A 20,767-nucleotide genomic window follows, 5' to 3' on the forward strand; every position below is an offset into this window, starting at 1 on the left:
CACCTCAGGCGCATTTCATCGGCTGAAATCCCCAATACTAATACTGCTTCTTAGGACAGAACACCATGGCAACCAATGCAAAACCCGTATATCAGCGTATTCTGCTTAAACTGAGTGGCGAAGCCCTGCAAGGTGCAGAAGGTTTTGGTATCGACGCCAGCGTTTTGGATCGCATGGCTCAGGAAGTGAAAGAGCTGGTCGAACTGGGAATTCAGGTCGGTGTAGTTATTGGCGGCGGGAACCTGTTCCGCGGCGCGGGCCTGGCGCAAGCCGGCATGAACCGCGTAGTGGGCGACCACATGGGAATGCTGGCTACCGTGATGAACGGCCTGGCTATGCGTGATGCACTGCACCGTGCCTATGTGAACGCCCGCCTGATGTCGGCGATCCCGCTGAACGGCGTATGTGACAATTACAGTTGGGCAGAGGCTATCAGCCTGCTGCGCAACAACCGCGTGGTGATCTTCTCCGCCGGTACCGGCAACCCGTTCTTCACCACCGATTCCGCCGCTTGCCTGCGCGGTATCGAGATCGAAGCGGACGTGGTGCTGAAAGCCACCAAAGTGGATGGCGTATATTCCGCCGATCCGGTGAAAAACCCGGATGCGACGCTGTATGAACAATTAACCTATCAGGACGTGCTGGAGCGCGAGCTGAAAGTGATGGATCTGGCGGCGTTTACGCTGGCCCGCGATCACGGCTTGCCGATCCGCGTGTTCAACATGAACAAGCCTGGCGCGCTGCGCCGCGTGGTGATGGGTGAGAATGAAGGTACGCTGATCAGCAAATAAGGCTGTTCACACCCCTTTTTCGGTGCGCGTGACGCCAGGCGCCGCGCGCTCTCCGAGTACGATTACGGGCTATACTTGAGTATCGCCTGCCAAGTAACCAGCTTCCAAGGGTTTGCAACGTGACTAATGAAATCAGAAAAGATGCTGATTCACGCATGGAAAAAAGCGTAGAAGCATTCAAAAACCAAATCAGCAAGATCCGCACCGGCCGCGCTTCTCCAAGCATTCTGGACGGCATCATGGTGGAATACTACGGCGCCGCTACGCCGCTGCGCCAGTTGGCCAACGTGACCGTGGAAGACTCCCGCACGCTGAAAATCAACGTGTTCGACCGCAGCCTGAGCCAGGCCGTTGAGAAAGCGATCATGAGTTCCGATCTGGGCCTCAACCCGTCTTCCGCCGGCTCTGACATTCGCGTTCCGCTGCCTCCGCTGACCGAAGAACGTCGTAAGGATCTGATCAAGATCGTACGCGGCGAAGCCGAGCAGGGCCGCGTAGCGGTGCGTAACGTGCGTCGCGACGCTAACGACAAGGTCAAGGCGCTGCTGAAAGACAAAGAGATCAGCGAAGACGAAGAACGTCGTTCACAAGACGAGATTCAGAAAATGACCGACGCTTACATCAAGCTGGTCGATGCCGCGCTGGCAGAGAAAGAAAAAGAGCTGATGGATTTCTAATCAGCATCGCGCAGAAACAAAGCGTCGCCTGGGCGGCGCTTTGTTTTTTGTGGCGCAGATCCCGTTTCATCGTACTGAAAGATCATGGACAAGCGGTGTCCAAGGTTCCACACTGGAGCACCTCCGATCTCATCAGACAGTTATTCAGAGTGAACTCATGAAGCAACTGACCATTCTTGGCTCGACCGGCTCGGTAGGGACCAGCACCCTGGCCGTGGTCAGGGCGAATCCCGACCGTTTTGCGATCAAAGCACTGGTGGCCGGCCGCAACGTCGCGGTCATGGCGCAGCAATGCATGGAATTCCGGCCCTCCTTCGCCGCGATGGCTGAGGAAAGCGCCGCTCGCGAGCTGCGCGCCATTCTGGCGGAAAACGGCGTCGCTACCGAGGTCTTGGCCGGGGAACAAGCGGCCTGCGAACTGGCGGCGTTGGATGACGTCGATCAAGTGACGGCGGCCATCGTCGGCGCCGCAGGGCTGTTGCCGACGCTGGCGGCGATCCGCGCAGGCAAGCAGGTGCTGCTGGCCAACAAGGAGTCGCTGGTCACCTGCGGCCGTCTGTTTATGGACGCGGTTCGGCAAAGCCAGGCGCAGCTGCTGCCGCTCGACAGCGAGCACAACGCGATTTTTCAGAGTTTGCCTGAGAGCATTCAGCGCCAGTTGGGATACTCTTCCCTGGACAGTCATGGCGTTTCGCGCATCGTGCTTACCGGCTCAGGCGGCCCGTTCCGCACCACGCCGCTGGAGCAGTTCGCCGCGATGACCCCGGATCAAGCCTGTGCCCACCCGAACTGGTCGATGGGCCGCAAGATCTCGGTGGACTCCGCCACCATGATGAACAAAGGTCTGGAATACATTGAGGCACGCTGGCTGTTTAACGCCTCGGCCGAGCAAATGGAAGTGATCCTGCACCCGCAGTCGGTGATTCACTCGATGGTGCGCTATGCCGACGGCAGCGTGCTGGCGCAGCTGGGTACGCCGGATATGCGCACGCCGATCGCCCATGCGATGGCGTATCCGCAGCGCGTAAACTCCGGCGTGGAAGCGCTGGACTTCTGCCGCATCGGTTCGCTGACCTTCGCCGAACCGGAGCGCGAGCGCTATCCTTGCCTGTATTTGGCGATCGAAGCGTTCGACGCCGGCCAGGCGGCGACCACCGCACTGAACGCGGCGAATGAAATCGCCGTGGCGGCATTTTTGCAGCAGCAGATTCGCTTTACCGACATTGCCGCGGTCAACCGGCAGGTCGTCGAGCGCCTCGCGCTGCAGGAACCGACGTGCATCGAAGCGGTCTTAGACATTGACCGCCAGGCGCGCGCCGCCGCCGAGGAGCGCGTTCGCGCGTTGCGCGGTTGAGCACGGCGATTATCCGATTTTGCTCGTAATTCGCGTATGCCGCAGCGGGGCCGTTTGTTCATGCTCCGCTGAGGTGGTATAGTCTGCGCCACCTGTCAGCGGTTATACCGTTGAATTATGGCCCGATTGGCGCCCTGTGCGTCAATGGCGACCCGGCTGCGCCGGGCATCGCGAGGGCATGCTGAAAGCCGTGTCGGGCACACGGCTTTTTTTGCGCGTAAGGGCCTGATGTTCCGGAAAGGCAGTTATATTTCTATTGAGGAAATAAGTACGAGTTATGTCGTCCGCAAACCAACAAGAGGCTAATCCATCTTCCCCGGGGCCGCGCCATGTTGCCATCATCATGGACGGTAACGGGCGCTGGGCCAAACGTCAGGGCAAGTTACGTGTCTTCGGTCATAAAGCAGGGGTGAAATCGGTTCGCCGCGCGGTCAGTTTTGCCGCCAGCCACCATTTAGATGCGCTCACGCTTTATGCCTTCAGCAGCGAAAACTGGAACCGTCCGGTGCAGGAAGTCTCCGCCCTGATGGAGCTTTTTGTCCGTGCTCTGGATAGTGAAGTAAAAAGCCTGCATAAACATAACGTCAGGTTGCGGGTGATCGGCGATATCAGCCGGTTCAGCTCGCGTTTGCAGGAGCGGATCCGCCGCTCTGAAGCGCTGACGGAAAATAACGATGGCCTGACGCTCAATATCGCTGCCAACTACGGCGGCCGTTGGGATATCATTCAGGGAGTAAGGGAGCTGGCCGAACGGGTACGGGTGGGAGAGTTGCACCCGGATCAGATCAGCGAGGAATTATTGAGCGAGCGGGTTTGCATGAGCGACCTGGCGCCGGTGGATCTGGTTATCCGCACCGGTGGCGAGCATCGCATCAGTAACTTCCTGCTGTGGCAAATCGCCTATGCTGAACTTTACTTTACGGATGTGCTCTGGCCTGATTTCGATGAACTTGTCTTTGAAGGTGCGCTGAATGCATTTGCACAACGTGAGCGCCGCTTCGGGGGAACAACACCTATCGGCGCCGATGCGTCCTAGGGAGAACTTTTGCTGAAGTATCGCCTCATAACTGCTCTGATTTTAATCCCGATCGTTATCGCGGCGCTGTTCCTGTTGCCGCCGCTGGCCTTTGCTCTGGTAACGCTCGTCGTGTGCATGTTAGCAGCCTGGGAGTGGGGCCAACTGGCCGGTTTTACCTCCCGTTCGCAGCGCATCTGGCTGGCGATACTGTGCGGTTTTCTGCTGGCGCTGATGATGCTCAGCGTTCCCGCGTACCATCAATCCGTGCCGCAGGTGAGCGGCTCGCTGTGGCTGTCGCTGGTCTGGTGGCTGGCGGCGCTGCTGTTGGTGCTGTTCTACCCCGGCTCGGCCGCTATCTGGCGCAACTCGCGCCCGCTGCGCCTGCTGTTCGGCCTGCTGACCATCGTGCCGTTCTTCTGGGGCATGCTGGCGCTGCGCCAGTACGGCTACGAGCAAAACCCGTTTACCGGCGCCTGGTGGCTGCTGTACGTGATGCTGCTGGTGTGGGGCGCGGATTCCGGCGCCTACATGTTCGGCAAGCTGTTCGGCAAGCATAAGCTGGCGCCGAAGGTCTCGCCGGGCAAAACCTGGGAAGGGCTGATCGGCGGGTTGTTGACGTCGGCGGTAATCTCCTGGCTGTTCGGCCGCTATGCGCCACTGAACGTGGTGCCGACCACCCTGTTGGCCTGTTCGGTGCTCGCCGCGCTGGCTTCGGTGCTGGGCGATTTGACCGAAAGCATGTTCAAACGCGAAGCAGGCATCAAGGACAGCGGTCATTTGATCCCCGGTCATGGCGGCATACTGGATCGTATCGACAGCCTGACCGCGGCGGTGCCGGTGTTTGCCTGCCTGATGCTGTTGGTGTTTTAATCCGTCGATGACGGAAAGTGAGGGATGATGGTCAGCGTGCTTTGGAACCTGGTGGCGTTTCTGATTGCGCTCGGTATCTTGATAACCGTGCACGAGTTCGGACACTTTTGGGTTGCCCGCCGTTGCGGCGTGCGCGTTGAACGTTTCTCCATCGGCTTCGGTCGCGCGCTGTGGCGCCGCACCGATCGCCAGGGCACCGAGTATGTCATCGCCTTGATTCCGCTCGGCGGCTACGTGAAGATGCTGGACGAGCGCGTGGAGTCGGTGGCGCCGGAAATGCGCCATCAGGCCTTCAACAACAAAACCGTCTGGCAGCGCGCGGCCATCATCAGCGCCGGCCCCATCGCCAACTTCCTGTTTGCTATCCTTGCCTACTGGCTGGTGTTCATCATCGGCGTGCCGAGTTTCCGCCCGGTGATCGGCGAAATCGCGCCGCAATCCATCGCCGCCAAGGCCGAAATTTCGTCTGGCATGGAACTAAAGTCGGTTGACGGCATCGAAACGCCTGATTGGGAGTCAGTTCGTCTGGCGCTGGTGGCGAAGATTGGCGATGCGCAAACCGAAGTCGGCGTCGCGCCATTCGGCTCTTCGCAGGTAGTGACCAAAACCCTGGATTTGCGCCAGTGGAACTTTGAGCCGGACAAGCAGGATCCCGTTGTCGCGCTGGGCATTATGCCGCGCGGCCCGCAGATTGAATCCGTGTTGGCGGAAGTGCAGCCTGACTCGGCGGCGCAAAAGGCGGGTTTACAAGCGGGGGACAGGATCGTTAAAGTCGATGGTCAGCCGTTGGGTCGTTGGCAGACGCTGGTGAAGCGTATCCACGATGGCCCGGGGCAACCGCTGGCTTTGGAGATTGAAAGAAACGGCGCCCCCTTGTCTTTGACGCTGATACCGGATACAAAGCCGGTGGGAAAAGACAAATCGGTGGGTTTTGCAGGCATCATTCCAAAGGTGCTGCCGCTGCCGGACGAGTATAAGACGATTCGCCAGTATGGACCGTTCCCGGCGCTGTATCAGGCCGGCGACAAGACCTGGCAGCTGATGCGGCTGACGGTTAACATGCTGGGCAAATTAATAACCGGTGATGTAAAGCTGAACAACCTGAGTGGCCCGATCTCGATTGCACAGGGAGCAGGGGCGTCAGCCGGAGTCGGGTTCGTGTATTATCTGATGTTCCTGGCGTTGATTAGCGTCAACCTGGGGATCATCAACCTGTTCCCATTACCGGTGTTAGATGGTGGGCATCTCCTCTTCCTGGCGATAGAAAAGCTGAAGGGTGGGCCGGTTTCCGAGCGAGTACAGGACTACAGCTACCGCATAGGTTCGATCGTGCTGGTGTTGTTGATGGGTCTTGCACTTTTCAATGATTTTTCCCGCCTCTAGGGGCGGGGATAGGTTAGGAAGAACGCATAACAACGATGGCGATGAAAAAGTTGCTCATAGCGTCGCTGCTGTTTGGCAGCGCCACCGTATACGGTGCAGACGGGTTCGTAGTGAAAGATATTCATTTCGAAGGCCTGCAGCGAGTCGCCGTCGGTGCGGCGTTACTCAACATGCCGGTTCGCGTCGGCGATACCGTCACTGACGATGACATCAGTAATACCATCCGAGCCTTGTTTGCCACCGGCAACTTCGAGGACGTGCGCGTACTGCGCGATGGTAATACGTTGATCGTGCAGGTGAAGGAACGTCCTACCATCGCCAGCATCACTTTCTCCGGCAACAAGTCGGTGAAGGATGACATGCTTAAGCAGAACCTGGAAGCCTCCGGCGTCCGGGTGGGCGAGGCGCTCGACCGCACCACGATCTCCAGCATTGAAAAAGGGCTGGAAGACTTCTACTACAGCGTCGGTAAATACAGCGCCTCGGTGAAAGCCGTGGTTACGCCGCTGCCGCGCAACCGTGTCGACCTGAAGCTGGTGTTCACGGAAGGGGTCTCCGCCAAGATTCAACAAATCAACATCGTCGGCAACCATGCCTTCACCAACGACGAACTGATCTCGCGCTTCCAGCTGCGTGATGAGGTGCCGTGGTGGAACCTGGTCGGCGATCGCAAATACCAGAAGCAAAAACTGGCGGGCGATCTCGAAACCCTGCGCAGCTTCTATCTGGATCGCGGCTATGCCCGCTTCAACATCGATTCTACCCAGGTGAGTCTGACGCCGGATAAAAAAGGCATCTACATCACCATCAACATCACCGAAGGCGATCAGTACAAGCTTTCCGATGTTGTCGTGAACGGCAACCTGGCCGGCCACTCGGCGGAAGTTGCTCAGATCACCAAGATCGAACCGGGCGAGCTGTATAACGGCAGCAAGGTGACCAAAATGGAAGACAACATCAAAACGATGTTGGGCCGTTATGGTTACGCCTACCCGCGCGTCGGCACTCAGCCGGAGATCAACGACGCGGATAAAACCGTCAAGCTGCACGTCAACGTCGATGCGGGCAACCGCTTCTACGTGCGTCGCATCAAGTTCGAAGGCAACGACACCAGCAAGGATTCCGTACTGCGTCGCGAAATGCGCCAGATGGAAGGCGCCTGGCTCGGCAACGAACAGGTCGAGCAGGGTAAAGAGCGTCTGAACCGTCTGGGCTACTTCGAAACGGTCGACGTGGAAACCCAGCGCGTGCCGGGCACCGCCGATCAGGTCGATGTAACCTACAAGGTGAAAGAGCGCAACACTGGTACCTTTAACTTCGGCGTCGGTTACGGCACCGAGAGCGGCGTCAGCTTCCAGGCCGGCGTGCAGCAGGACAACTGGTTGGGTACCGGCTACTCGGTCGGCATCAGCGGCACCAAGAACGACTACCAAACCTATACCGAATTCTCGGTCACCAACCCGTACTTCACCGTTGACGGTGTGAGCCTGGGCGGCCGCGTATTCTACAACGACTTTAAAGCGGATAACGCGGACCTGTCCGACTACACCAACAAGAGTTACGGTGTTGACGGCACGCTGGGCTTCCCGATCAACGAAAACAACTCGTTGCGTACCGGCCTGGGCTACGTCCACAACGGTCTGTCGAACATGCAGCCGCAGATCGCCATGTGGCGTTATCTCGACTCGATGGGCGTGGATGCGAACAAGACTGACCGCGCCAGCTACTCGACGGACGACTTTACCCTGAACCTGGGCTGGACCTACAACAACCTGGACCGCGGCTACTTCCCGACGTCGGGTAACCGCACCACGTTGAACGGCAAGGTCACCATTCCGGGCTCGGACAACGAATACTACAAGGTGACGCTGGACAGCGTTCAGTACGTGCCGATCAATGACGATCGCACCTGGGTGCTGTTGGGCCGTGGCCGTCTGGGTTACGCGGATGGGCTGGGCGGCAAGGAAATGCCGTTCTATGAGAACTTCTATGCCGGTGGTTCAAGCACCGTGCGTGGCTTCCAGTCCAACACCATCGGTCCGAAGGCGGTGTATTACAACTCCAACTCGTACCAGTGCCAGTTCAACGCCGGCAGCACCACCACGCGTCAGAGCATCTGTAGCTCGGATGACGCGGTGGGCGGTAACGCCATGGCGGTGGCCAGCCTGGAGCTGATCACCCCGACGCCGTTCATCAGCGAGAAATACGCCAACTCCGTGCGGACGTCGCTGTTCATCGATGCCGGTACCGTGTGGGATACCAAGTGGAAGAATACCGACGAAACGCTGATGTACGGCGTGCCTGACTACAGTAAAGCGGGCAATATTCGTTCCTCCGCCGGTATAGCGCTGCAGTGGATGTCGCCGCTGGGGCCGTTGGTGTTCTCTTACGCCAACCCGATCAAGAAATACGAAGGCGACAAGTCCGAACAGTTCCAGTTTAACATCGGTAAGACCTGGTAACGGGTCTCGCCTCTGGGCATAACAGTTATTAAGAATCGCAATGGCCAGGCGCCCGCCGGCAGAGGGAGATGATTCTCATTGTTTGGTGGGATAAGTCTGGCAAATTGTGTACTTCAGTGTCATATGACACAAATGGGTGATGGTAAGGAGTTTATAGTGAAAAAGTGGTTGTGTGCCGCAGGCCTCGGTTTAGCAATGGCTGCTTCAGCTGGCGTTCAGGCAGCAGATAAGATCGCTGTCGTTAACGTCTCCAGCATTTTCCAACAGCTGCCGGCCCGCGAAGCGGTCGCTAAACAGCTGGAAAACGAGTTTAAAGGCCGTGCAAGCGAACTCCAGAACATGGAACGTAGCCTGCAGACCAAAATGCAACGTCTGCAGCGTGACGGCGCTACCATGAAAGCCAGCGACCGCAGCAAGTTGGAAAAAGACGTGATGGCACAGCGCGAGCAGTTCTCTCAGAAAGCGCAGGCTTTCGAGCAGGACAACCGTCGTCGCCAGATGGAAGAGCGTAACAAGATCCTGAGCCGTATCCAGGACGCTGTGAAATCTGTTGCCAGCAAAGGCGGTTATGACGTGGTGATCGACGCCAACGCCGTTGCCTATGCAGACTCTTCCAAAGATATCACTGCTGACGTGCTGAAACAGGTTAAATAACACATGCTTTCAATTCGACTGGCTGATTTAGCGCAGCAGTTGGATGCACAATTGCACGGTGATGGCGATCTCGTCATCACCGGCATTGCTTCTATGCATTCGGCACAGCCTGGCCAAATCACGTTTTTGTCAAACAGCCGCTATCAAGAGCAGCTGTCTTCCTGCCAGGCAAGCGCCGTGGTGCTTACCGAAGCGGATTTACCACACTGCCGTACTGCGGCGCTGGTGGTTAAGAACCCTTACCTTACCTACGCGCGCATGGCGCAGCTGATGGACACCACGCCGGCGCCGGCGCAGGATATCGCGCCAAGCGCGGTGATCTCGCCTGAAGCGCTGCTGGGGCACAACGTCGCCATTGGGGCGAACGCGGTGATCGAGTCGGGTGCGGTGCTGGGCGATAACGTGGTTATCGGCCCGGGTTGTTTCATTGGCAAACACGCACGCATCGGCGCGGGAACGCGTCTGTGGGCGAACGTCACGATTTATCATGCGGTTGAAATCGGCCAGCGCTGCCTGATCCAGTCCGGCACCGTGATCGGCGCGGACGGTTTCGGCTATGCGAACGAGCGCGGCGAGTGGATCAAAATCCCTCAGTTGGGCACGGTGATTATCGGCGATCGCGTCGAAATCGGCGCTTGCACCACCATTGACCGCGGCGCTTTGGATAACACCCAAATCGGGAATGGTGTTATCATCGACAACCAATGCCAGATTGCACATAACGTCGTGATTGGCGACAATACCGCCGTCGCCGGCGGCGTGATCATGGCCGGCAGCCTGAAAATCGGCCGCTACTGCCAGATCGGCGGTGCCAGCGTGATCAACGGTCACATGGAGATTGCCGACAAGGTTGTTGTTACCGGAATGGGAATGGTTATGCGACCAATCACCGAACCTGGGGTATACTCTTCGGGCATTCCGTTGCAGCCTAACAAGGTTTGGCGTAAAACCGCTGCGTTGGTGATGAATATCGATGAGATCAGCAAGCGCTTGAAAGCTGTCGAACGTAAAGTCGGAAAAGACTAATCATTGCCGCCCGCCCTGGCGGGGACAAAACGAAACGCGTTGGTCGTGAGACCAAAAGCGCAAAGAGATGTTAATTTGCGGCCTGCATGATGATCTCCTTTTGGGGTCAGCGCAGGCCGTGTTGTTGATGCCATCAGTTTTTAGAGACAGGAAGAGTATTTTGACTACTGACACTCATACTCTGGATATTGCAGAAATTTTGGATCTGCTTCCTCACCGTTATCCGTTCTTGCTGGTCGACCGCGTCCTCGAGTTTGAAGAGCACAAATATCTGCGTGCGGTGAAGAATGTATCGGTGAACGAACCGTTTTTCCAGGGCCACTTCCCTGGCAAACCGATTTTCCCAGGCGTATTGATCCTGGAAGCCATGGCGCAGGCCACCGGTATCCTGGCGTTTAAAAGCGTCGGCAAACTGGAGCCGGGCGAGCTGTATTACTTCGCCGGTATCGACGAAGCGCGCTTCAAGCGTCCTGTGGTGCCAGGGGATCAGATGGTCATGGAAGTCACCTTCGAGAAAACTCGCCGCGGCCTGACTCGCTTCAAAGGCGTGGCGACCGTTGACGGTAAAATTGTCTGCGAAGCAACCATGATGTGTGCCCGCAGCCGGGAGGCTTAATCCGTGATTGACCAAACCGCCTTTATCCATCCTAGCGCGATAGTCGAAGAAGGCGCCGTGATCGGCGCCAACGTGCATATCGGCCCTTTCTGCTACGTCGGCTCCCAGGTGGAAATCGGCGCCGGCACGGTGCTGAAATCCCACGTGGTGGTGAACGGCATTACCAAGATCGGCTGCGATAACCAGATTTATCAGTTCGCCTCTATCGGTGAAGTGAACCAGGATCTGAAATACGCGGGCGAACCGACGCGCGTTGAAGTGGGCGATCGCAACCGCATCCGCGAGAGCGTCACCATTCACCGCGGCACCGCGCAGGGCACCGGCCTGACCAAAGTGGGCAACGATAACCTGCTGATGGTCAATACGCATATCGGGCATGACTGCGTGGTCGGCAATTTCTGTGTGCTGGCCAACAACGCTACGCTCGGCGGACACGTGGAAATCGACGATCACGCCATCATCGGCGGCATGACGGCGATCCACCAATTCTGCGTTATCGGTGCGCATGTGATGGTAGGCGGTTGTTCCGGCGTCGCTCAGGACGTGCCTCCTTTCGTCATCGCTCAGGGCAACCACGCGACACCGTTCGGCGTCAATGCGATTGGCCTGAAGCGTCGCGGTTTTGACAAGGATGAAATGCAGGCGATTCGTAACGCCTACAAGATCCTGTATCGCAGCGAGAAAACGCTGGATGAAGCGAAAGCGGAAATCGAAGCCCTGGCTAAAGAGCAACCGGTGGTGCAGCTGTACCTCGATTTCTTCACCCGTTCCACCCGCGGCATCATTCGCTGAGTTATGTCGAATCGTCCATTGACTATCGGATTGGTCGCCGGAGAAACCTCCGGTGACATTCTCGGCGCCGGTTTGATCCGCGCGCTCAAGGCGCAGATCCCCGACGCGCGTTTCGTTGGCGTCGCAGGCCCGCTTATGCAGGCCGAAGGCTGCGAAGCCTGGTACGAAATGGAAGAGCTGGCGGTCATGGGCGTGGTGGAAGTGCTCGAGCGTTTGCCACGCCTGTTGAAGATCCGCAAGGATCTCACCCGCCGCTTCGGCGAGCTGCGGCCGGACGTGTTTGTCGGCATCGACGCGCCGGACTTCAACATCACGCTGGAAGGCCGCCTCAAGCAGCGCGGCATCCGCACCATTCACTACGTCAGCCCTTCCGTGTGGGCCTGGCGGCAAAAGCGCGTTTTCAAAATTGGCAAAGCCACCGATCTGGTGCTGGCCTTTCTCCCTTTCGAAAAAGCGTTTTACGATCGCTTCAACGTGCCTTGCCGGTTTATCGGCCATACCATGGCAGATGCCATGCCGCTGCAACCCGATCGGCTGGCGGCGCGCGCTCAGCTTGGCATTGATCCGCAGGCGCGCTGTCTGGCCTTGTTGCCGGGCAGCCGCGGCGCCGAAGTCGAGATGCTTAGCGCCGACTTCCTCAAAACAGCGCAGCTGCTGCGCACGCGTTATCCCGAGCTTGAAGTGGTGGTGCCTCTGGTTAACGCCAAACGGCGCGAGCAGTTTGAGCGCATCAAGGCGGAAGTGGCGCCGGACCTGACCGTACACCTGCTGAACGGCCAGGGGCGCGAGGCGATGATTGCCAGCGACGCGGCGCTGCTGGCGTCCGGCACGGCGGCGCTGGAGTGCATGCTGGCCAAGTGCCCGATGGTGGTGGGCTATCGCATGAAGCCGTTCACTTTCTGGCTGGCGCAGAAGCTGGTGAAAACGCCTTACGTTTCGCTGCCGAACCTGCTGGCGGGGCGCGAGATCGTCACCGAGCTGCTGCAGCATGACTGCGTGCCGGACAAACTGGCCGCCGCCGTGATGCCGCTGCTTGAAGAGAGCCCGCAAACTGAAGCGCTGAAACAGACTTTCCTTACTTTGCACCAAAGCATCCGTTGCGGTGCGGACGAACAGGCCGCTCAGGCTGTGTTGGAGCTGGCGAAAGCATGATTGAACCCTTTATCTATCCCGCTGCCACGCTGATTGCCGGTGTGGACGAAGTGGGCCGCGGCCCGTTGGTTGGCGCGGTGGTTACCGCCGCCGTGATCCTCGATCCGGCGCAGCCGATCGTCGGGCTGGCGGACTCCAAGAAACTCAGTGAAAAACGCCGCCTGGCGCTGTATGACGAAATCGTCGCCAAGGCGCTCTCCTGGAGCCTGGGGCGCGCCGAGCCGGCGGAAATCGACCAGCTGAACATTTTGCACGCCACCATGCTGGCGATGCAGCGCGCGGTGGCCGGGTTGCATATCGCGCCGGACATGGTTTTAATCGACGGTAACCGTTGCCCGAAGCTGCCGATGCGTTCGCAGGCGGTGGTGAAGGGCGACAGCCGCGTGGCGGAGATCAGCGCGGCGTCCATTCTGGCAAAGGTCACGCGCGATCGTGAAATGGCCGAGCTGGACAGCGAGTTCCCGGACTACGGTTTCGCGCAGCATAAAGGCTACCCGACCGCCCTCCACCTGGAGCGGCTGGTCGCGCTGGGTGCCACCGAGCATCACCGCCGCAGCTTCGCGCCGGTGAAAAGGGCGCTGGCGCTGTAGTCTGCGGGCCTGGTTGACCAGGTTCGACGATAGCATTAACCCGGGCTCAGCCTGCTGAGCCCCTTCAATCAGGTATCTGGAGATGGCCGAACCTCGTTTTATTCACCTGCGCGTCCACAGTGACTACTCCATGATTGATGGATTGGCCAAGACGGCGCCGCTGGTGAAAAGAGCCGCCGCGTTAGCCATGCCTGCTCTGGCAATCACCGATTTCACCAACCTGTGCGGGCTGGTGAAGTTCTACGGCAGCGCGCACGGCGCCGGGATCAAACCGATCATCGGCGCGGATTTTCATGTGCAAAGCGAAGAGCTGGGCGACGAGCTGGCTCAGCTGACGGTGCTGGCCAGCAACAACGAAGGCTACCAGAACCTGACGCTGCTGATTTCCCGCGCCTATCAGCGTGGCTACGGGGCCGCCGGCCCGACCATCGATCGCGACTGGCTGATTGAACATCGTGAAGGGCTGATTCTGCTCTCCGGCGCGCGTCAGGGCGACGTCGGCAAGTTTCTGCTGCGCGGCAACCAGGCGCAGGTGGATCAGTGCCTGGACTTCTACCAGCAGCACTTCCCGGACTGTTACTACCTGGAACTGATCCGCACCGGCCGCCCGGACGAAGAGAACTACCTGCATGCGGCGGTGGCGCTGGCCACCGAACGCGGTTTGCCGGTGGTGGCCACCAACGACGTACGCTTCCTGGTGGAAGACGACTTCGACGCCCATGAGATTCGCGTCGCCATCCACGACGGCTTTACGCTGGACGATCCCAAGCGGCCGCGCAACTACAGCCCGCAGCAATACATGCGCAGCGAAGACGAGATGTGCGAGCTGTTCGCCGACATCCCCGAAGCGCTGCTGAACAGCGTCGAGATCGCCAAGCGCTGCAACGTCACCATTCGCCTCGGCGAATACTTCCTGCCGCAGTTCCCGACCGGCGACATGAGCACCGAGGACTTCCTGGTACTCAAATCGAAAGAGGGGCTGGAAGAGCGTCTCGAGTTCCTGTTCCCCGATCCTGAAGTGCGCGCGCAGCGCCGCCCGGAATACGACGAGCGTCTGGACGTCGAGCTGAAGGTGATCAACCAGATGGGGTTCCCCGGCTACTTCCTGATCGTGATGGAGTTTATTCAGTGGTCGAAGGACAACAATGTGCCGGTGGGGCCGGGGCGCGGCTCCGGCGCCGGTTCGCTGGTGGCCTATGCGTTGAAAATCACCGACCTCGATCCGTTGGAATTCGACCTGCTGTTCGAACGCTTCCTGAACCCGGAACGTGTCTCGATGCCCGACTTCGACGTCGATTTCTGCATGGAGAAGCGCGACCAGGTAATTGAGCACGTGGCGGAGATGTACGGCCGCGAAGCGGTATCGCAGATCATCACCTTCGGTACCATGGCGGCGAAAGCGGTTATCCGCGACGTGGGCCGCGTGCTGGGGCATCCGTACGGCTTCGTCGATCGCATCTCCAAGCTGGTGCCGCCGGATCCGGGCATGACGCTGGAAAAAGCCTTCGCCGCCGAACCGCAGCTGCCGGAAATTTACGAGGCCGACGAAGAGGTCAAGGCGCTGATCGACATGGCGCGCAAGCTGGAAGGGGTGACGCGTAACGCCGGTAAACACGCCGGGGGCGTGGTGATCGCGCCGACCAAAATCACCGACTTCGCGCCGCTGTACTGCGACGCCGAAGGGCACCATCCGGTGACCCAGTTCGACAAGAACGATGTGGAATACGCCGGGCTGGTGAAGTTCGACTTCCTCGGTCTGCGTACCCTGACCATCATCGACTGGGCGCTGGAGATGATCAACGCCCGGCGCGCCAAGACCGGGCTGGAACCGATCGACATCGCCGCCATTCCGCTCGACGACAAGAAAAGCTTCGACATGCTGCAGCGCTCGGAAACCACGGCGGTGTTCCAGCTTGAATCGCGCGGCATGAAAGATCTGATCAAACGTCTAAAGCCCGACTGCTTCGAAGACATGATCGCACTGGTGGCGCTGTTCCGCCCGGGGCCGCTGCAGTCGGGCATGGTGGATAACTTCATCGACCGCAAGCACGGCCGCGAAGAGATCTCCTACCCGGATATCCAGTGGCAGCACGAGTCGCTCAAGCCGGTGCTGGAACCGACCTACGGCATCATCCTGTATCAGGAACAGGTGATGCAGATTGCCCAGGTGTTGGCCGGCTATACCCTGGGCGGCGCGGACATGCTGCGCCGTGCGATGGGTAAAAAGAACCCGGTCGAAATGGCCAAGCAGCGCGGCGGCTTTGAAGACGGCGCGAAATCACGCGGCATCGACGGCGAACTGTCGGTGAAAATCTTCGACCTGGTAGAGAAGTTCGCCGGTTACGGCTTCAACAAATCGCACTCCGCCGCCTATGCGCTGGTGTCGTATCAGACGCTGTGGCTGAAGGCGCACTATCCGGCCGAGTTTATGGCGGCGGTGATGACCGCCGATATGGACAACACCGACAAAGTGGTGGGGCTGGTGGACGAATGCTGGCGCATGGGGCTGAAGATCCTGCCGCCGGACATCAACAGTGGCCTGTATCACTTCCACGTCAACGACGACGGCGAGATCGTTTACGGCATCGGCGCCATCAAAGGCGTGGGGGAAGGGCCGATCGAGGCCATCATCGAGGCGCGCAACAGCGGCGAACAGGGTTACTTCAAAGACCTGTTCGATCTCTGTGCGCGCTCCGACATCAAGAAACTGAACCGCCGCATTCTGGAAAAGCTGATCATGTCTGGCGCGTTCGATCGCCTCGGGCCGCACCGCGCCGCGCTGATGAATTCGCTCGGCGACGCGTTGAAAGCGGCGGATCAGCATGCGAAAGCCGAAGCTATCGGCCAGGTAGATATGTTCGGCGTGCTGGCGGAGGCGCCGGAGCAGGTGGAGCAGTCCTACGCCAATATCGCCCCCTGGCCGGAGCAGGTGGTGCTGGACGGTGAACGGGAGACGCTGGGGCTGTACCTGACCGGCCACCCGATCACCCAGTACCTGAAGGAGATCGAACGTTACGCCGGTGGCCAGCGTTTGAAAGACATGCACCCGACGGATCGGGGCAAAATGACCACCGCCGTCGGGCTGGTGGTCGCCGCGCGGGTGATGGTGACCAAGCGCGGCAACCGCATCGGTATCTGTACATTGGATGACCGTTCGGGCCGCCTGGAAGTGATGTTATTCACCGAAGCGTTAGAAAAATACCAGCATTTGTTGGAAAAAGACCGTATCCTTATCGCCAGTGGACAGGTCAGCTTTGATGACTTTAGCGGCGGGCTTAAAATGATGGCCCGCGAGGTAATGGACATCAGTGAAGCCCGGGAAAAATACGCTCGCGGGCTTGCTATCTCGCTGACTGACAGGCAAATTGATGACCAGCTTTTGAACCGTCTCCGTCAGTCGTTGGAACCCCATCGATCGGGGACGATTCCAGTGCATCTCTACTATCAACGGGAAGATGCACGAGCCAAGCTGCGTTTTGGCGCAACCTGGCGCGTGACGCCCACCGACCGCTTGTTGATCGACTTGCGGACGTTGGTAGGCAATGAGCAGGTGGACTTGGAATTTGACTAAAATAGGAATGCTATGAGTCTGAATTTTCTTGATTTTGAACAGCCGATTGCAGAGCTGGAAGCGAAAATTGACTCGCTGACTGCAGTCAGCCGTCAAGACGAAAAATTAGATATTAATCTGGACGAAGAGGTTCAGCGCCTGCGTGAAAAGAGCGTTGAGCTGACGCGCAAGATTTTTGCCGATCTTGGGGCTTGGCAGATTGCCCAATTGGCACGCCACCCGCGCCGTCCTTATACCCTGGATTATATCAAACACATCTTTACCGACTTCGAAGAGTTGGCGGGCGATCGCGCTTACGCCGACGACAAAGCGATCGTCGGCGGTATTGCGCGCCTGGATGGCCGCCCGGTGATGATCATCGGGCACCAGAAAGGCCGTGAAACCAAAGAGAAGATCCGCCGCAACTTCGGCATGCCGGCGCCGGAAGGCTACCGCAAAGCACTGCGCCTGATGGAAATGGCCGCCCGCTTCAAGATGCCGCTCATCACCTTTATCGATACCCCGGGCGCTTATCCGGGCGTGGGCGCGGAAGAGCGCGGCCAGTCCGAAGCCATCGCGCGCAACCTGCGTGAGATGTCGCGTCTGAATATCCCGGTCATCTGCACCGTCATCGGCGAAGGCGGCTCCGGCGGCGCGCTGGCGATCGGCGTGGGCGATAAGGTGAACATGCTGCAGTACAGCACCTACTCGGTGATTTCGCCGGAAGGCTGTGCTTCCATCCTGTGGAAGAGCGCCGACAAGGCGCCGCTGGCTGCAGAAGCGATGGGCATCACCGCGCCGCGCCTGAAAGAGCTGAAGCTGATCGACTCGGTGATCCCGGAGCCGCTGGGTTCCGCGCACCGCGATGTGCCGGCGATGGCCGCCGCGCTGAAAGCGCAGCTGCTGGCCGATCTGAAAGATTTGGACGGTCTGAACGACGAAGAGTTGCTCAACCGCCGCTATCAGCGTCTGATGAACTACGGCTACTGCTGAGTTCTGTTCTTAGCTGCAAGAAACCGCCTTCGGGCGGTTTTTTTTTGGCTACACACCGCCGGATTTTCGTGGTGTTATAGAGACTTGGCCGTTAACTGACAGGAGCTGCCGATGAATATCATCGCCATCATGGGCCCGACGGGCGTCTACTACAAAGATGAGCCGATCCGCGAGCTCCACGCGGCGCTGGCCGCCATGGGATTCCAGCTGGTGTACCCCAAAAACAGCGGCGACCTGCTGAAGCTGATTGAAGCCAACGCCCGCATCTGCGGGGTGATCTTCGACTGGGACGACTACAGCCTGGAGCTGTGCAGCGAGATCAACGAGCTGAACGAATACCTGCCGCTGTATGCCTTTATCAATACCCACTCTACCTTCGACGTCAGCCTGCATGAAATGCGCATGGTGCTCTATTTCTTCGAGTATGGCCTGAATGCGGCGGACGATATCGCGCAGCGCATCCAGCAGTACACCGCGGAATACATCGACACCATTACGCCGCCGCTGACTAAGGCGTTATTCAACTATGTGCGCGAAGGGAAGTACACCTTCTGCACGCCGGGCCACATGGCCGGCACCGCGTTTCAAAAAAGCCCGGTGGGCTGCCTGTTCTACGATTTCTTCGGCGCCAATACCTTGAAGGCCGACATCTCGATTTCGGTTACCGAGCTTGGTTCGCTGCTGGATCACACCGGGCCGCACCTGGAGGCCGAAGAGTATATCGCGCGCACCTTCAACGCCGAGCAGAGCTATCTGGTCACCAACGGCACCTCCACCGCCAACAAGATCGTCGGCATGTATTCGGCGCCGGCCGGCAGCACGGTGCTGATCGACCGCAACTGCCACAAATCGCTGTGTCACCTGCTGATGATGAGCGATATCGTGCCGATCTATCTGCGCCCGCTGCGCAACGCCTACGGCATCCTCGGCGGCATTCCGCAGCGCGAGTTTACCCGCGAAAGCATCGCCGCCCGGGTGCAGGAGACCCCGAACGCCACCTGGCCGGTGCATGCGGTGATCACCAATTCCACCTATGACGGCCTGCTGTACAACACCGACTACATCAAGCAGACGCTGGAGGTGCCGTCGATCCACTTCGACTCCGCCTGGGTGCCTTACACCAACTTCCATCCGATTTACGACGGCAAAAGCGGCATGAGCGGCGAGCGGGTGCCCGGTAAGGTGATTTACGAAACCCAATCGACGCACAAGCTACTGGCGGCCTTCTCGCAGGCTTCGATGATTCATATCAAGGGCGATTACGACGAGAGCACCTTCAACGAAGCCTACATGATGCACACCACCACTTCGCCGCACTACGGCATCGTGGCGTCGATGGAAACCGCCGCCGCCATGCTGCGCGGCAATCCGGGGCGCCGCTTGATCAACCGCTCGGTGGAGCGTGCGCTGCATTTTCGCCGTGAAGTGCAGCGGCTGCGCGAGGAGAGCGACAGTTGGTTCTTCGACATTTGGCAGCCGGAAGAGATCGATGAGGCGCAATGCTGGCCATTGGATCCGGACGACAACTGGCACGGTTTCGGCCAGACCGATCGCGATCACATGTACCTCGATCCGATCAAGGTGACGATCCTGACGCCGGGCATGAACGAGCTGGGCGCGCTGGAGGAGGAGGGGATCCCGGCAGCGCTGGTGGCGAAATACCTCGACGAGCGCGGCATCGTGGTGGAGAAGACCGGGCCGTACAACCTGCTGTTCCTGTTCAGTATCGGCATCGATAAAACCAAGGCGATGAGCCTGCTGCGCGGCCTGACCGACTTCAAGCGCGCCTACGATCTCAACCTGCGGGTGAAGAACATGCTGCCGGATCTGTACGCCGAGGATCCGGATTTCTATCGCAACATGCGCATTCAGGATCTGGCCGCCGGCATTCATCGCCTGATCTGCCAACACGATCTGCCGCGCCTGATGCAGCGGGCGTTCGACGTGCTGCCGGAAATGAAGCTGACACCGCACCAGATGTTCCAGGAGCAGGTGCGCGGCAACGTGGAAACCTGCGAGCTGGATCAGCTGGTGGGCAAGGTGGCGGCCAATATGATCCTGCCGTATCCGCCGGGCGTGCCGCTGGTGATGCCGGGGGAAATGATCACCGAAGAGAGCCGGGCGGTGCTCGATTTCCTGCTGATGCTGTGCTCGATCGGCGAACGTTACCCCGGTTTTGAAACCGACATCCACGGCGCCAAACTGACGGAGGACGGACGCTATCTGGTCAAGGTGTTGAAAGCCCCGCTGCCGTAATGCATTACACGCCCGGCAGTTTGGAAAGATATGCCGGGCGTTCTCATTGACGGCATCGCCGCCGCCGGATACCTTGCCTCATCAGACCGAACAGGAGAGGCCGCCATGCTGGCGTTACGTCAGGTACACCATATCGCGATCATTGGCGCGGACTACGCCGCCAGTAAGCATTTTTACTGCGACATTCTCGGATTTACCCTGCTGAGCGAAGTCTACCGCGAGGAGCGCGGCTCTTGGAAAGCCGATCTGGCGCTCAACGGGCAGTACACTATCGAGCTGTTTTCTTTCCCTTCGCCGCCGGCCCGCGTTAGCCGCCCGGAGGCCTGCGGCCTGCGCCATCTGGCGTTCAGCGTCGACGACATCGAACAGGCCATCGCCCATCTGCAGGCGGCCGGCGTCGCCTGCGAACCGGTACGCGTCGATCCTTATACCCAATCTCGTTTTACCTTTTTCAGCGATCCCGATGGTTTACCGTTAGAATTATACGAGAGTTAACGGCTTAATCGCCTCCCGGCGGCCACAGCCGGGGACGGTTATGCTATGATCGCGCCCTTGCCCTACATGCCTACAGAGTTATTTCCGC

The 20,767-nt window shown here is 59.0% G+C and carries 17 protein-coding genes; all 17 read left to right on the forward strand.

Annotated elements, in window-relative coordinates:
* Positions 1-65 precede the first annotated feature (65 nt).
* The 17 genes from pyrH (at position 66) to EKL15_RS01000 (ending at position 20,679) form a co-directional block, all read left to right on the forward strand.
* A complete protein-coding gene (pyrH, locus tag EKL15_RS00920; RefSeq protein WP_004931940.1) occupies positions 66-791 on the forward strand; it encodes a UMP kinase in 726 nt (241 codons plus the stop codon).
* Positions 792-910: 119 nt separating this feature from the next.
* Complete coding sequence (gene frr / locus EKL15_RS00925; protein ID WP_004931943.1) at positions 911-1,468, forward strand: ribosome recycling factor; 558 nt, start codon at positions 911-913, stop codon at positions 1,466-1,468.
* Between the two features lie 157 nt (positions 1,469-1,625).
* Entirely contained in the window at positions 1,626-2,822 is a 1,197-nt protein-coding gene (gene ispC, locus EKL15_RS00930; protein WP_203088664.1) for a 1-deoxy-D-xylulose-5-phosphate reductoisomerase, read from the forward strand.
* Positions 2,823-3,099: 277 nt separating this feature from the next.
* The gene (ispU, locus tag EKL15_RS00935; protein WP_049198255.1) at positions 3,100-3,858 is read left to right on the forward strand and encodes a (2E,6E)-farnesyl-diphosphate-specific ditrans,polycis-undecaprenyl-diphosphate synthase; all 759 of its coding nucleotides are present in this window, start codon (positions 3,100-3,102) and stop codon (positions 3,856-3,858) included.
* Positions 3,859-3,867: 9 nt separating this feature from the next.
* Entirely contained in the window at positions 3,868-4,710 is an 843-nt protein-coding gene (gene cdsA, locus EKL15_RS00940; RefSeq protein WP_047729987.1) for a phosphatidate cytidylyltransferase, read from the forward strand.
* A gap of 27 nt (positions 4,711-4,737) precedes the next feature.
* Positions 4,738-6,093 carry a sigma E protease regulator RseP gene (gene rseP, locus EKL15_RS00945; protein WP_070913929.1) on the forward strand — a complete coding sequence of 452 codons (1,356 nt, stop codon included), beginning with the start codon at positions 4,738-4,740 and terminating at the stop codon, positions 6,091-6,093.
* A 35-nt stretch (positions 6,094-6,128) separates the two neighbouring features.
* A complete protein-coding gene (gene bamA / locus EKL15_RS00950) occupies positions 6,129-8,555 on the forward strand; it encodes an outer membrane protein assembly factor BamA (RefSeq protein WP_060441357.1) in 2,427 nt (808 codons plus the stop codon).
* A 156-nt stretch (positions 8,556-8,711) separates the two neighbouring features.
* Positions 8,712-9,209 carry a molecular chaperone Skp gene (gene skp, locus EKL15_RS00955; RefSeq protein ID WP_004931958.1) on the forward strand — a complete coding sequence of 166 codons (498 nt, stop codon included), beginning with the start codon at positions 8,712-8,714 and terminating at the stop codon, positions 9,207-9,209.
* Between the two features lie 3 nt (positions 9,210-9,212).
* On the forward strand, positions 9,213-10,235 hold the full coding sequence (gene lpxD, locus EKL15_RS00960) for a UDP-3-O-(3-hydroxymyristoyl)glucosamine N-acyltransferase (RefSeq protein WP_203088666.1): 1,023 nt from the start codon (positions 9,213-9,215) through the stop codon (positions 10,233-10,235).
* Positions 10,236-10,395: 160 nt separating this feature from the next.
* Positions 10,396-10,851, forward strand: a complete 456-nt coding sequence (gene fabZ, locus EKL15_RS00965) for a 3-hydroxyacyl-ACP dehydratase FabZ (RefSeq protein WP_004931962.1) — start codon at positions 10,396-10,398, stop codon at positions 10,849-10,851.
* Positions 10,852-10,854: 3 nt separating this feature from the next.
* The gene (gene lpxA, locus EKL15_RS00970) at positions 10,855-11,643 is read left to right on the forward strand and encodes an acyl-ACP--UDP-N-acetylglucosamine O-acyltransferase (RefSeq protein ID WP_047729988.1); all 789 of its coding nucleotides are present in this window, start codon (positions 10,855-10,857) and stop codon (positions 11,641-11,643) included.
* Positions 11,644-11,646: 3 nt separating this feature from the next.
* Positions 11,647-12,795, forward strand: coding sequence for a lipid-A-disaccharide synthase (gene lpxB / locus EKL15_RS00975; RefSeq protein ID WP_033635734.1), 1,149 nt, complete (start codon positions 11,647-11,649; stop codon positions 12,793-12,795).
* A complete protein-coding gene (rnhB, locus tag EKL15_RS00980; protein ID WP_203088668.1) occupies positions 12,792-13,385 on the forward strand; it encodes a ribonuclease HII in 594 nt (197 codons plus the stop codon). The genes lpxB and rnhB overlap by 4 nt, the downstream gene beginning before the upstream one ends.
* Positions 13,386-13,467: 82 nt before the next feature.
* Positions 13,468-16,956 carry a DNA polymerase III subunit alpha gene (dnaE, locus tag EKL15_RS00985; protein WP_019455764.1) on the forward strand — a complete coding sequence of 1,163 codons (3,489 nt, stop codon included), beginning with the start codon at positions 13,468-13,470 and terminating at the stop codon, positions 16,954-16,956.
* A gap of 12 nt (positions 16,957-16,968) precedes the next feature.
* Complete coding sequence (accA, locus tag EKL15_RS00990) at positions 16,969-17,928, forward strand: acetyl-CoA carboxylase carboxyl transferase subunit alpha (protein ID WP_019455765.1); 960 nt, start codon at positions 16,969-16,971, stop codon at positions 17,926-17,928.
* A 111-nt stretch (positions 17,929-18,039) separates the two neighbouring features.
* Positions 18,040-20,184: a lysine decarboxylase LdcC gene (locus EKL15_RS00995; RefSeq protein ID WP_100396808.1), complete on the forward strand. Its 2,145-nt coding sequence runs from the start codon at positions 18,040-18,042 to the stop codon at positions 20,182-20,184.
* 105 nt (positions 20,185-20,289) lie between these two features.
* The gene (locus EKL15_RS01000; RefSeq protein WP_087763683.1) at positions 20,290-20,679 is read left to right on the forward strand and encodes a VOC family protein; all 390 of its coding nucleotides are present in this window, start codon (positions 20,290-20,292) and stop codon (positions 20,677-20,679) included.
* Positions 20,680-20,767: the final 88 nt, after the last annotated feature.

The sequence above is a fragment of the Serratia sp. 4542 genome (assembly GCF_016805595.1).
Classification (GTDB): domain Bacteria; phylum Pseudomonadota; class Gammaproteobacteria; order Enterobacterales; family Enterobacteriaceae; genus Serratia; species Serratia nevei.